This is a genomic window from Sphingobacterium shayense (genome assembly GCF_013179575.1).
Taxonomy (GTDB): Bacteria; Bacteroidota; Bacteroidia; order Sphingobacteriales; family Sphingobacteriaceae; genus Sphingobacterium; species Sphingobacterium shayense.
In genome coordinates, this window is record NZ_JABMCQ010000103.1 from 1 (window position 1) to 14271 (window position 14271).

Below are 14271 nucleotides of genomic sequence, written 5' to 3' on the forward strand. Positions count from 1 at the left end.
GTGCAATTGGATACTGGCCGGAATATCCCCACAGATATACCGTTCTAACATTTCCCTTTTTAACAAACTCTTGAAGATTTCCATTTGCGTTATAGGAAAGATATTCCACTAAAGCTCCTTTAGAATAACTGTTCTTACCAACGTCAATAAAATATCTTTGAGGGAAATAATCATGGCCAACATAACCAAATTCTAATCGATCTTGGTATATTAACACGTCGTTCTCCACAATTTCACTTATCAGTGGAATTGCTATTAGGTTTTTCGATACCAAAGCCGCATAAATTGAATTATTATACGGTTCTATGTTCATTAAGTCGTAGACATATTTATATCGGTGAATCTGTCTTTTTCCACTGGAGAGAACACTTAAAATAGAGGTGACCTGAGCATGAGCAGGATTATCGTATTTAAATTCTCGAATTTGTTCGATGCTGTCAGCATCTGTAAAGGTTTCAATAATTTCTTTCGATTTGTAAAACCAAGCCGAAATATACCTTTCTACAGTGAAATCTATAGTAGCTTTATCATTATCAGCTATTAGTTCGAAAAACTCACGAGAGTCCCACACTACTTCAGGTCTTCGCAGGGAGAGTCTATATGAACTATATTGGTATTCATTGGCGAAAAATTTGGTTGGAAAACCTACGTCTGGGTGAACGACATCACCCATTAAAAATTTAGTGTCGTTAAAATTATATTCATTCCGTATCCTTTTCCTTAGCTTCGGTTTGTTACTTTCGTCAAATTCAAAGATTGTTCTACTTAAGAGATGACCTCTTTTCCATCCATAATCGACAGTCTTACTGTATGTATTCATAGTGGATCCCCCTTCACCTATAATATCTGGGAAATAAGTATATTCGAAAACCTCTTTCCCCAACAATTTTACGGAATTAGCTGACTTGATCGATTCAGAAATTTTACTATAAAATACCGGGCTCCCTGAAAACCCCACAATATCGTTAAATGGAGAAGAAAATTGAACAGTAATAGGAATTTCAATAATGGCTGAGGATACTGGAGTTGGGGTATCTTGCAGAAACCTCCACGAAATCTCGTAGTGATGATATTGTGGTGAATAATAAGAATTTGCCTGTTCATACTCGTAATTCTTTTGCAGCTGTAACTTATCATCAGAGTAACTTCGTATACTATCCACTTTAATTCCTCCTGCATCCTGATTCAAGCCGTAATAATAAACATCCGATCCTTTTGTTGGATATGTTATACTACGCAAAACGGTTTGACGAGTGCCAACCAAATTTGATGCTCGATAATTTTCTTTCAGATTTTGAACGTAAGTAAGAGTCGGCCGGGTCGTATTTATCGGGAAAGACATATTATTAAAGTATCCCCAGTGATCTTTTTTGTCTACTTGTGATTTTGACGGCAAAGCTAATCCATCATCGTAATAATCGAATTTATATTCCTCATCCCCGTTGATATTCACAGAATTAAGTTTTAATCTGTAGTATCTGCTCATTTTATCTTGGTTACCCTCAATGTTAATATCATATCCAAAATAGCTCTGATTAAAGTCGATCTTTTTAACAACATCTCCGTTAAAATTCCTAATAATTATTCTTTGTAAAGCCTTTGTTTTTACTAAATTATTCGGTTCGTAATATACATCCTTTCTCGGAGATGAACTGTATTCAAATTCTATAATCGTCCGTCCATTGATCTTCATGCTCTTGGTCAATTTTGAGATAACCTCATTTCTACTCCAAAGGATTTGATTGTAATAAGATTCTGTGCTGGGTGTATACCTATTAATATTTTGATAATTATTATTTTCATTACGTATGGAGATCACTGTAGGATTCTGACTACTATATTTACTATCGTAATAGTCAAAATCGACAACCTCTCCAAATCTCGTTCTGATGTTAGTTAAATAACTCGTTCTCTGCGTAATTATATCTCCAGCTCTGGTTCCGTATGAATTCTCATCTTCTACCACACCCCCAGCGCTGGCGCCGCTTTTGTACCTTTTGAAGGTACCCTTGTATTTAACGCCTACACCAGAAGAAACATCAAAATTATACACATTTCCTGCGATATCAGTAATCGAGTTGTTCTGAATAATATTTTTTGAGAACGGAATTTGATGGGTCTTCCGGTCACTTCCATAAAAGTACTTTCCGGAATAATTAGGAATTTGAAAATAAAACATATCGACCTCAGTGTTCGGATAATCGTACATAGAATTATACGGGCCCATGCCGGAAAATACAAATCTATAAGGCGCGCCAGGAAACGGGTCCGGTTGCACATATTGGTATCTCGCCTGTGGTACTGCTAAACTATTCTTCATATTGTAATAATCCAAATTACAATCACCAGCTATTGATGTGTTTGGTAGATACGAACATCCGGGGGACAACAATTTATTGGTTTTATTCGCGTACTCTGCAAATCCATTTTCATTGTTATTATCAAAAAATCCATTTCCTTGTTGCACAATACTACCTCCGAACTCCAGATTCCAGCCTAAGCCTATCTCGGTGGACTCCCCATTCACCTGAAACCCATAGCTCCTATACGTTAATATTAATGGGATTTTTAAGCCATTTAACTCAAACTCATATAGATTAATACTGATGTCTGGATTTCCAGAAGTATGATTTACTCTGAAGTCTACCTTTCCTTGAAGAAAATAAGCTTGCGGGCTAGCTTTGTATTTATTAATACTATTCTCAGGAGCTACTTGGGCTACCACTGTTAATACCTGAAATCCAAAAATAAAGATCCAGCTAAAATATTTTAGAAATGTCATTTAATTATTGTTAATCTTTTTTAGTTATATTTTTTCTCACTTAGATTGTTTAATCTTAAATTGAGTATAGAGCAAACTTATCCCTTTTTCAACGACATCCATTCTTTTTGTTACGATAACTTTAAAGTTTGGTTGACGTTACCACAAGAGGTTTGGAAACAAACATGGATGTATAATCTTGCGTACTATCATTTTCTTTGTGAATAACTAGTATAGGTTAGTTTAAGCTCTCCTCAAGCCGCTTAATCCGTTCTTCTTGTTTCTCCATTACCTCCTGCTGTTGCTTCATCGTTTTATCCTTTTCTATTAAATGCAATGTAAGTTCCTCTATCTTCTGTAATAAAATTCGATTCATTTCGCCAAGGGACAAACCGTTTTCGCCAACTTCTGTTGCATTAGGAACCTCAGGCAAATGACCATGTTCTTTAATATAACTCTCTATTTCGGATAGCGATAGAAGCGGATAGTCGTCCTTAAACACGTAGTCTGGCCAAGGTTCGGCTTCTACTTTAATTTCTTTGGCTCGGATGGTTCCGTTGACCGACAATTTCTCCGCGGGTTTAGATGTGCCTATTCCAACATTCCCGTCCATATAAAACAGACTGTTTGTCAATCGTTGCCATTGATAAGAAGCGCCGAAAAGAAACGGACGTGTCGCAGTATTTGCAGTCGCAAAATACTCGCCAAACACCTGTACAGAGTAACTATTTGCATGCTCTGTCGTCACTTTAACAATATTATCTTCCACGATGAGAGTTGGATGGTTTGAAGACAACCCGCCGGCATTTACAACTCGGGTTTGCCACAGCGCTTTAGCTCCGTCGTACCATACCAAAAGCTCAGTACCTGTCATCGTTCCTGTTGTCACTACAGAGAGCTTGATACGATATAGCCCGCCCTTCTCTAGGGGTTGATTGTTCCCATCCGTCAGTTGGACTTTATTAGTCGTACTAACCGCGACACGCTTGCTAAACGTTGTCGTTTGACTTTTTAGACTGATGGAACTCAGTACAAATCCCAGTATCAAAATCGCCTGTAATAAGTGAATCATTCGCATAAATTAAATGTTATAGAGTGTTGTCAATTTGCAGTCGCGGACTGCTCCAATACCTGTATCCGTTTCTCCTGCTGAAGGATATACAGCGTCAGCTCTTCAATCTTCTTCAACAGAATTGTATTCATTTCACCAAGCAACTGCCCCCGGATCTCGACATCAGCTGCTTTAGGAACATCGGGTAAGTGTCCGTTTTTTTCGATAAAACTGGCGGTCTCCTGAAGTGACCGTAATTGGTATCCCTCCCTGAAAACATAATCTGGCCAGTTAGTTGCTTCAACTTTGATTTCACGAGCTCGGACATTTCCGTCTACTTCTACAATTCCTTTGAACTTATTTTTATATGGAACCTCGACAATGCTGCTACCTGTCAGTGCTTCATCTACCGCGGCCCATCCCTGATAATACGTAGACGATGCCGTAGAAAAAGCATCTACCCAAAAACGTTGATAATAAATTCTATCATCAATAAAAACAACTACTTTTCCGTTCTCATTGGCAAGTTTTATTTTTGGCGTATAGCTACCCGATGAAGATAAAAAGGGATTGTAAAAAAAAGCCCCATTGGCATTATTATAAATATAAAAAACGAGTTGTAGATTGATTGTATTGGATCCTCCGTAGCTAAAACCCTGGATAAAGATCGTAGACATGTCGGCAGCAGAAACAAAAGGAATATTAGTTTTGATCTTAACACCATTTACCGGAGTTCCGACAATTGAAAATGTAGCCACTTTCTCATGCACCTGCGCGTTTCCCGAAAATATCCCCAGCACAAAAAGATTGAGAAGCAAAAGTTTAATTGTAATCTTCATAGGAATATGGAATTATTGTTTTTCAAGGCTATCTTTAAGTATTTTTTTCACCTTTTCCATCTCACTTCCCAATTCAGTTATCGCTTGCTTCTGTATCTGTAGCTCATCATCTTTTTTAATGAGAAGTAGCGTCAATTCTTCGATTTTTTTTAAAAGAATAGCATTCATTTCGCCGATTGCAATTCCCTCCTTCGCTACAATACTTGCCGAAGGAACACCTTCCAGATGACCGTGCTCCGAGATATAACTTCTAATCTCATCAACAGAGGGCAGCTTATACCCGTTCTCAAAAACATAATCTGGCCATGGTCCGGCTTCCACTTTGATTTCTTTAGCTCGGATCGTTCCATCTACAGAGAGCTTTTCTGATGGACTTGCTGTACCGATTCCCACCTTCCCATCGTAGGTCACCGTTAAATAATTGTCAATTGCCAGCTTACCTACCCGCGCCTCGGCTCGAACAGTACCTCCGCCGTTTGGCAACACACCCGAAAATGCTCTCGCAGTATTCCAACCATAGGTATCTGACAAGATAGCTAAACCGGTCAGCTCCCTCGTGAAATTTACCTCGATAAAGGTTGTATCTTTATCATAAGTTAAGCGTGCCTGCGACCACATAGCCGATTTACTGTTCGACGTAACGGACACCCCGCCTAAGGTTGCCCAATCTTTAAACCATTCAATGTCGAGCTGGTAAGGCGCTATTGCTCCGCCCGTTGTATAGATGGTTACCTTACCAAATCCCCTCCCTGCAGCTCCCTTACAAAAAGCAACACGTTTCCATCCTGCTGCGTTGACTGATGCTGCAACAGGAGTCTGCGCATGAGAAACGCCAAAGCAGATAAACGTCAAAAAGAAAAGTATATTTTTTATGTTCATGGTTCTTACCTTAGTTACTAATTTTTTCTTTAATGGTTAACAGCTCACTTTCCAAAATATCGATCCGTTTGCTCTTTTCTATAAGATGTAGCGTCAGTTCTTCAACCTTCTGAAGAAGCAGACGGTTCAATTCTCCGACTGCAACGCCATCTGCCTGCACCTGATCTGCTGTGGGCATATCGGGAAGGTGCTTATTGTTTTTTATGTACCGCTCTGTTTCGGCTAGACTCGGAAGCTGATAGCTGTCCTCGAATACATAATCAGGCCAGTCTGCAACTTCGATTTTTATTTCATGTGCACGAATTTTTCCGTTTACCGATAGTTCTTCGCTAGGTTCCGTTGTACCAATACCGACTCTACCCATGACATTAAAATTCTTAACCTGGTGCGTAGCGCTCATGTTGGATACAAAATCCTGTATATCGGTTAGTACAGCCGTATTTTGTGCCGCGCCATTTATATCATAAATTATGAACTTAAGAGATTCGGCCGAAGAAGTAATCCAACCGGCAAATTTAAACCCGCTTGCATGTTGACCGGGCATATAGGGGATATCGACAGCGAGATATTTGACGCCATTGAAGACACAGGTTTTTAATCTCCAGTGCTCTACATTATCATCGTTGGAGGCTAACATACCTGTTGTATTACGGTACGAGGACGATGTGTTTAGAAATACTGAGTTTAGCCTATTGTAAGATGTAACTCCTCCGCGTCTAGCAGTAAGATTTCCCACAATATAGTTGTCTGCGATATCCGTTCCGTTATATATTGGGTGCAAGAGAATAAGGGCTTTTGAATAGGGTACATTTCCCGTAGCATCAATTTTTACGTGTTTAAAATTTTGAGTAATTATCGTTTCCTGGGCAAATACCGCGGTGTACGCTAGAAGCGCTGCAATCAGTGCAACGACATTAGTCCGATTTATAATCATATTCTTATTTGTTTTCTTCGAGTTTATGGATTCGTTCTTCTAATTGAATAATATAGAGGGTAAGTTCTTCAACCTTCTTCAGTAAAGTGGAGTTCACCTCTCCAACAGATATCCCGTCTTGTGCGACTTGGCCCGCTGTCGGAACCTCGGGCAAATGCCCTTTGTCCTGTATGAACCGCTTCACATCCTGTAGCGATCGTAGATTGTAATCGGTATGAAAAACATAATCAGGCCAGTTAGCGATTTCAACTTTAATTTCTCTAGCGCGAATGTTACCATTAACGGAAAGCTTTTCCTTCGGGACTGGCGTCCCTATTCCAACAAATCCAGCATTGTCGTTGATAATTAAATTGCCAGGGCGATCTGTTCCCAAAACGCTACTGCGAAAATACATATCACCGTTCGAGTTGCTGCGTTCAAAAACAAACGCGCCTATTGAGGCGTTGTTTCTGAACTGAGCAAATCCAAAATTGGTTATACCACTTCTTGAGACAGTCGCAGTCGGAGTTTTTGTTCCTTCGAAAAATTCTTGGGCGATAGCATCGTTGAAAGACATCACGGAAAGGATCAGTACTGATCCCCACAAAAGATTTTTTTTCATCAGTAAAAGGATAATCAACGACAGTATCTGCAAATAAAACATAGTATAGCTTAATACAGCTATTTATAATTTAACTTATACTATGTAGATAAATCTGCCCTTAATATTTTTTCTATTATATGTTAATAATGGTTTAACAAACTGTAAACTTTACACTGTTAATAAGCATAAGACAGCGAAGACTAATAATCTAAACTATCTTATAACGAAATTACGGAAATCTTTTTAATTCAATAAGATTTATTTTAAATTCTTTGAGACACAAATCTACCTAAAGTTCAAAAGAAGAAATTGCAGACGTAGTTTCTCGAACTTTTTCTTTTAGCTTAAATTCGTTTGATCTGGATAATTAATAAGTCTCAATAGCATGAGTAACATCCAGTTATAATATTTCATATTGCTTTTACAATGTGGTTGGGCAAATGTCACTTACTTATTTGCTTCAAGTATCGTCACTCTTTTCTCGAGCGCTTCGATCTGCTTATTCTTTTCGATCAGATGAAGGGTAAGCTCCTCGTTTTTCTTAAGCAGTTTATTAACCATTTCACCCAGCTGGACACCACTTGTCTCGACTTCTTGTGCGGGAGGTATTTCGGGTAAATGACCATTAGCCATTATAAATTGTTCTAAACTGTCTAATGGCATTAGCGAATAATTCTGATGGAAAACGTAATCCGGCCAGTTGCTGGTGGTTACCTGTACCTCGTGAGCAGATAATTTGCCACTAACAGACATTTTGCTACCGGTTTTTAAACTGGAACCAACCGCAAGGGTGTTGATAACACGTAAATCTCCTGTTTTAGTCAGGATCATTGAGTAAGCAGTACCTCCCCAATGCATTGAGCCGTTACTGTTAAAACCAAACATAAGTTGAGAGGGCTGCCCCGGATTATACAAAATAGCAGCATGATTACCATCGACAAACTGCAAAAAGTTTCTGTACCCATTGATTCCCATGACTGTGTTTACGCCATGTACGGATACACCGCCATTTACCTGCAGTTTGTATTGCGGTGTTGTAGTCCCGAGTCCAACATTTCCTGTAGTTGGGAACGAGTTATTTTGGGCATGCACTATACTTCCAAAGCAAAGGCATACAAAAAGTACAAATATATCTTTCATTCAAAAATGGTTAACAAACTGGCTACTAACAGTAAATAGTTTTCATAAGCAATATCAAGCTGTTCTATCCAGATGTTTTTAAATTAATAATTCAATCCGAACTCAAATATATGTATAATCTTAGAAACTATAGATTATCTTTTTGTTGATCGAACTGGTTTAGGGGTGATCCGAGGATTAACAGCCGGACATAGATGGTGCAGAACTGCAACAGACATTTCCCAAAAATATTTAGTAAATGTTTTCGCTACCTCAAATACACTATCGGTAAATATGAAACGGATAAAATGCCACATTCTATCAAAACTGCCCAAAAATTCGTTAAGATTTACTACGGTGGGCAACCTGTTGAGGAAAACGAACAGACCGACCTTTTTGAAGACCCCGCCATGCTCAAACGATTTCAGGATATTGCAACACTCCCCGAAAAGGAAAAGGAATGCCTGCTCACTACCGTCAATCACTTTATTAAAGTAAGATTTCTTTGAAGTAAAAAAACGCCAAGCTATTGGCCTGGCGCTTGGGTTATTCAATTACAAAAACTATATAACATTTCTTTTTAAGTTTTTCAGCGGTTGTGTGAGCATTTGCAATGCCTTCCTTTGCTAAGACGTAAGTCCTTTTCAAACAATTGTCTTCACTTTCATTTTCTATTCTATCACAATACCAATTCAAGTATTGATATTCTTCTCCCCAAAGCTGATAAGCATATATTAGCTCTCCGCTATCCTCTGAAAGTATGTCACCTCCTAAAATTGCTATTTGGTTATCTTTTAATAATTCTATTGTTTGCAACGCATCATCAACGGCTAATGTGATTTCATCACTACCTGGATTAATTTCAGATAATGGCTTGCCTTTCTCTTTTATAAAATTTAGATAGCTCAATGTATTTTCCAGTCTAAGGAACTTTAGGTAGGTTAAAAAATCTGTGGTCAATTATTCCGTTAGCATCCTTGATGTATTCAAATGATCTATTAAAAACATGTAAAGATGAGTTTCCACTTAGTAACATAATGTATCTAAAAATTTATCATTAGCCTAACTCTTGGCATACTAGATACTCTCATATATTATGTTGACTAACAAAATCGCTGCTACAGGTATACACTATAATAGTGATATTACAATCTAAAAGACAACCTTCTCTGCAACTTTAAACTTGATTAAAGCTCCAGCTTTTCCGATAGACTGTATTCGATTTTCTTGCGCTATTAATAGCCTAATATGTTTATGTTAAAATTTGTTTATCATTTAAATTACCGACTAGGAATAAGAATTATTTTCGTGTAAAGCGTTGGCGGATCTTGCTGATTCGCAGATCGTATAGATTTTTGGCCGATATCTTTGTGAAACATATTAATTTTTCTAAACCCTTTCAAATCCTCTAAATCAAAGATTTCGTAATAATCGATCGAGTCTCTAAGTAGATATGCTAAACTGTCTAGTTGGCTTCCTCCTTTCTTTCCAAAAGAATAAAAAATATTATCACTATTTAACACCAAACTATCAGAAAAATAATTTTCAACTTTAATATACATTTTATAATCCCCTGAAAACCGCATGCTTTGTGACGCTGGCATCGCATATTTGGTTGTATCCAGCTGTCGGCAAAGCGAATAAAAAAAAGCACTATCAATTGTTTTTATTCCTAAATCTCTGATATTCGTAGGATACTCGTCTTCTATTTTTTTTAAATCGGGGTAAAGAAATCCACTATCATCGACATTGCCATTCTCATAATAAATACAAATAAAATTACTTTGCTTACCACTCTCTTTATCACAGCCTAATAGAATTAACACTGGTAGAGCGAACAAAATACTATTTCTTAAACTGATCATAATTAAATATATTAATATTCCACGGATACTTCTCCTCCTTTGTCGATGTTGAACTTTTTACTGGAATAGTATTTTTACGTCTATTATGACTCCCGCGAAATTGACCGGGCTTAATTTCTCCGTTCGCGGTTCCAGTCTTTTTCTCGGAACCAGTAATTACTCGATGCTCTTCTTTATTGCCATACTGACCAGGCTAAACAAAGTCCCTCCTATCGAGAGAACACATCTTCTTATCAAAAAATTAATATTCATAAATGTTAGGTTAAATAATAATTATAAATTTCGATTCAACTATTGATCAGTTCAAATTTAGACTCTTCTCAAGACGCTCGATCCGTTTATCCTGCATCTTCATCGCCTTGTCCTTCTCAATAAGCAACAGCGTCATTTCCTCAATCTTCTGCAACAATACTCTGTTCATTTCTCCCAAAGACACACCATTTACTGCCACCGCCTGTGCATTTGGGACGCCCGGAAGATGTCCATATGTTTGAATATAAGTTGCGATTTCCTCCAAAGAGAGCAACGGATAATTTTCTTTAAAGACGTAATCTGGCCATGGCCCAGCTTCTACTTTAATCTCCTCAGCTCGAATTGTACCATTTACTGCCAATTTTGTTGTCGGCATCATGGTGCCAATTCCCACATTTCCATTATAAGCTACCGTGAGGTAATCGTCAATGCTAAATTTCCCGACACGTGCCGCTGCACGCACCGTTCCTCCTCCATTTGGAAGGAATCCCGAAAATGCTTTTGCTACGTTCCAGCCGTAGTTATCTGACACAATTAACAATCCGGGAAAATCCTTGGTAAAGTTAACCTCGATATAGGTTGTATCTTTGTCATATGTTAAACGGACGTCTGTCCAATATGCAGTTTTACTGTTCGATTTAACGGATAAACCTCCAGAAACTGACCAATCCTTAAACCATTCAATATCCAACTGATAGGGGGTTGCAGACCCTCCCGTGGTGTAAATAGTGATCTTTCCAAAGCCTCGACCTGCAGCTGCGTTACAATACGCTACCCGTTTCCAACCTGCAGCGTTTACAGATGCCGTTACCGGCGTTTGTGCCCGAGATATGCTAAATCCCAGAACAAGAATTATTAATAGTAAATTCTTCATTTTCATTATTTGGTTAACTATTGTTTAGGTCTATGAATTCGCTCAATTGATACCCTAATGAAATTTAATTTAAAGGGGCTTGGGCAGTATTCGTTTTTGCTCCTTCAAATTTATCCATACGCGCTTCAAGTTCAATAATATATAGGGTTAGTTCCTCTACTTTTTTCATTAGCAGCGTATTTATTTCTCCTACAGCGAGACCATTTTCCTCAACTTCAGCGGCTCCAGGTACTTCTGGTAAATGCCCATGCTTATCAATAAATTGTTTCACCTCTTTTAGGGGGCGCAGTGTGTAACTATCCGCAAAAACGTAATCGGGCCAATTTGCTATTTCAACCTTGATTTCATGAGCCCGTATTTTTCCGTTAACAGACAATTTTTCTTTCGGCTTTGGGGTGCCGATACCAACGAAGCCGCCGATATCATTAATAATAATGTTCCCCTGATCGTTGGGAACCTGATATCCGACGCTTCGGATATAAAAATCCCCCACCGCGCCTATATGTTCCATCACCTGGATCGAACCTGCACTTCTTAGGTGTGCAAAACCAAAGGTTGTAGACCCCGTTCTTGAAATTGTCGACGTGGGACTTACCGACCCAGTAAAAAACTCTTGAGCTTTCACGCCCATTGTTACTGTTAGAAAAGTTACTAAGAGGACTCCTGTACGATTTACGAGCATATAATTTTTTAATATAATGAGTATTTATAAATTTTAACGAAATTCATCTTCACTAATATGTTATCGATATCCCTATTGTAAAATTGAGCAGTTCATTCGAAAATCCTTACATGTTGTTATCAGTCCTCTCCAAGAATATCATCCGATTTAACCGCCGAAACGGAAATAAAGGCACCTATATCACAGTAGTTCTGGAAATAAAAAAAGTGGTCTACAAGAAAGAAAGACACTCTAGTTGTGTTACTTTTCAAATTCAATGGATTTCTTAACGTTCATACAATGTTAACAATGGTATTTACTTACAACTCTGTATCCGCAACTAAATACTATCGGTGACTTTTTTACGAAAAATAATAACTGGCACTATTCGGAAATAAAAATACATAATTTATCGAACGCTCAAAGAATTTTTATTTAAAACATCTATTTTAAATAAAAATAAAATTATTTTTATAATCAATTTACGGTTTGCCCCGCATCCCTCACGTGCCAGTTAAATTGCAAAAAGAAAGACTAATCTGGCTTTTCTTCTTCCCCGAGCGTAAACAGCGAGGTATTCGTCTCCCTTAAAAATATCATCAGTACTATCCGGTAATAATCAGAAGAATCCTCGGAAGCGTAAATATGGAATGAGTACCTATTTTTTTATAGCTACCATGCGAATACGATACTTCAGCTGATCGTTTTCAACAAAGCCGTGAATGGATTTTATAAAAAACTTTTTCTCCAGCGATATAAGCGCGTTTTGTAAACCAGAAAATGTCCCATTTAAAACAACATCGCGCTCAACTGTATGACTATTAATTCCTACCGATTTATTTTCAAAACTCACGCCTACCGCCTGTGTAGAAAGGACGGCTCCGACATTTTGAAGTAACCCCGATACCCAAAGAGTTGAATCAGCGATATATATGTTGAGCAGACTATCCTGTAAACCGGCTTTTTGATCAAGGATAATGTTGTTAGAAACTTTGGCCTCACGCCCGTCAAGCCCAGTCTTTAAGCGCTTATAGTTTTGTATTAACTCAAATGTTTTTCCAAACGCCATAAACCATGAAATAAATAGCAGGGCTGCTGCCATTCCAAAGAGCGCCTTATTTTTTTTCCGATATGTCCAATCTTTAAAAATCATACGAATAGTGCATACTAACAACAAAATCTTTGAGAATACTGCCGTGTTTCTTCTGGTCAACAAACTTGCTAATTTCGACCTGGTTCAACCATGGGAGCTGACCTAAAGTCCGTACCCAAGTTTCAAGCTCATTTAGTCTTTGACAGGAACCTGTTACCACAATTTTGAACCTATTATCTATTTCCCCCTGTGTACCTCCGAACCTCCGGGCCACCACCGGGTTAATTTCAACTTCCTGCCATTCCATACCTGAAGTCTCTTTCAACGATAAAGTTAGTTGGTTTATCAGCCAAGATTTTTCAATTCCACCGTTCCAGCCTAAAGCTACCAATAGAGAATCGTTTCGACTGACCGACTCGGACAATTTTCCAAGTTCGCTGGTATTCGAAAAATGTTCTTTACTCTGATAATCAATCATCTCGTATTTACTTTGATAATGCGTGTATAGTACAGTATTTACAAGAAGTAATACGAAAAAGACAATTAACAATACCATCCCGTTAATCTTAAAGCGCTCCTTCTGCAGATGCTCATCAAAATAATCATCCGCTTGGGGATAGGAAACATGAAGATCCTGCACAAAATGATGTAATAACAGTGAAAATCCCGCCGCATACGCCATTACGTACTGCTCTGCAATATCCGCACCCTGCAGCTTGACGCTGAAACGAGATTTCAATGCAGGATCATACGTATAGCTTTCCCATACTTTCTGCTCTACATGCCGCGAAATCTGATGACCATCAAAAGAAAAATGTCCGCTATAGCCGTTCAGCTGATCTAATACATTGTCCACAACGAACGGACCGACGAACAATCGTACAACCTGAATACCCGTCTGTTGAAAAAATGAGAACAGATCCTTAACCAATTCTACCCGGGCCAATGCTAACCAAGCAGATTGCAATCCCGCAAAATAACTAAAAACGTATTCCTCTTCGTTATAGTTTGGAAATACTGGAACGATATCGTCTTTAGAAACCTCCTCGAGCCGAGGTATACTCTTAATTAATATGCCGCGCCCCTGTACCTGAAACGCCACGGGTAAATGCTTATATTCTTTGAGATAGCGCGCAAGCTCATCCCTATTTGAAAAGCTCTTGTTATCAAGAATATCAATTCCATCCCTGTCCCGTTTAACGCGGCAAAGATTGAACACGGTGTCCTGCGAACCGATAAGGCAACTAATGCCAATAGCTTCCTTAACTGAATACCACTGCTCAACTTTATCCCACATGCCTCTTAATAGATAATTGTCGATTTAATAAAAACAACGGATACCACCTTGCGCGTTGTTTTC

The 14271-nt window shown here is 38.3% G+C and carries 14 protein-coding genes; 1 reads left to right on the forward strand and 13 read right to left on the reverse strand.

The features are described 5' to 3' along the window. The 7 genes from HP439_RS12335 to HP439_RS12365 all read right to left on the reverse strand — a co-directional run. Positions 1–2782: hypothetical protein (locus tag HP439_RS12335; RefSeq protein WP_172390644.1), on the reverse strand; the 2782-nt coding region annotated here is incomplete at its 3' end. A 217-nt stretch (positions 2783–2999) separates the two neighbouring features. Further along, entirely contained in the window at positions 3000–3833 is an 834-nt protein-coding gene (locus tag HP439_RS12340; RefSeq protein WP_172390645.1) for a hypothetical protein, read from the reverse strand. 29 nt (positions 3834–3862) lie between these two features. Next, positions 3863–4651: a hypothetical protein gene (locus tag HP439_RS12345; RefSeq protein ID WP_172390646.1), complete on the reverse strand. Its 789-nt coding sequence runs from the start codon at positions 4649–4651 to the stop codon at positions 3863–3865. Positions 4652–4663: 12 nt separating this feature from the next. Further along, positions 4664–5530, reverse strand: a complete 867-nt coding sequence (locus HP439_RS12350) for a hypothetical protein (RefSeq protein ID WP_172390647.1) — start codon at positions 5528–5530, stop codon at positions 4664–4666. Between the two features lie 10 nt (positions 5531–5540). Continuing rightward, positions 5541–6464: a hypothetical protein gene (locus tag HP439_RS12355; RefSeq protein ID WP_172390648.1), complete on the reverse strand. Its 924-nt coding sequence runs from the start codon at positions 6462–6464 to the stop codon at positions 5541–5543. A gap of 4 nt (positions 6465–6468) precedes the next feature. Further along, positions 6469–7065 carry a hypothetical protein gene (locus tag HP439_RS12360; protein WP_172390649.1) on the reverse strand — a complete coding sequence of 199 codons (597 nt, stop codon included), beginning with the start codon at positions 7063–7065 and terminating at the stop codon, positions 6469–6471. 429 nt (positions 7066–7494) lie between these two features. After that, the gene (locus tag HP439_RS12365) at positions 7495–8187 is read right to left on the reverse strand and encodes a hypothetical protein (RefSeq protein ID WP_172390650.1); all 693 of its coding nucleotides are present in this window, start codon (positions 8185–8187) and stop codon (positions 7495–7497) included. 287 nt (positions 8188–8474) lie between these two features. On the opposite strand from HP439_RS12365, the gene HP439_RS12370 reads away from it, so the two are divergent. After that, on the forward strand, positions 8475–8675 hold the full coding sequence (locus HP439_RS12370) for a hypothetical protein (RefSeq protein ID WP_172390651.1): 201 nt from the start codon (positions 8475–8477) through the stop codon (positions 8673–8675). Positions 8676–8712: 37 nt separating this feature from the next. Here the strand turns inward: HP439_RS12370 and imm40 are convergent, their stop codons facing one another. The 6 genes from imm40 to HP439_RS12400 form a co-directional block, all read right to left on the reverse strand. Continuing rightward, positions 8713–9075 (reverse strand): Imm40 family immunity protein, encoded by a 363-nt coding sequence (imm40, locus tag HP439_RS12375; RefSeq protein WP_172390652.1) that lies wholly within the window; start codon positions 9073–9075, stop codon positions 8713–8715. Between the two features lie 371 nt (positions 9076–9446). Then, on the reverse strand, positions 9447–10031 hold the full coding sequence (locus tag HP439_RS12380; RefSeq protein ID WP_172390653.1) for a hypothetical protein: 585 nt from the start codon (positions 10029–10031) through the stop codon (positions 9447–9449). A 298-nt stretch (positions 10032–10329) separates the two neighbouring features. Further along, entirely contained in the window at positions 10330–11157 is an 828-nt protein-coding gene (locus HP439_RS12385; protein ID WP_172390654.1) for a hypothetical protein, read from the reverse strand. A gap of 64 nt (positions 11158–11221) precedes the next feature. Next, the gene (locus tag HP439_RS12390; protein ID WP_172390655.1) at positions 11222–11839 is read right to left on the reverse strand and encodes a hypothetical protein; all 618 of its coding nucleotides are present in this window, start codon (positions 11837–11839) and stop codon (positions 11222–11224) included. 637 nt (positions 11840–12476) lie between these two features. Then, entirely contained in the window at positions 12477–12971 is a 495-nt protein-coding gene (locus tag HP439_RS12395) for a hypothetical protein (RefSeq protein WP_172390656.1), read from the reverse strand. Next, complete coding sequence (locus HP439_RS12400; protein ID WP_172390657.1) at positions 12961–14208, reverse strand: hypothetical protein; 1248 nt, start codon at positions 14206–14208, stop codon at positions 12961–12963. The genes HP439_RS12395 and HP439_RS12400 overlap by 11 nt, the downstream gene beginning before the upstream one ends. Positions 14209–14271 lie beyond the last annotated feature (63 nt).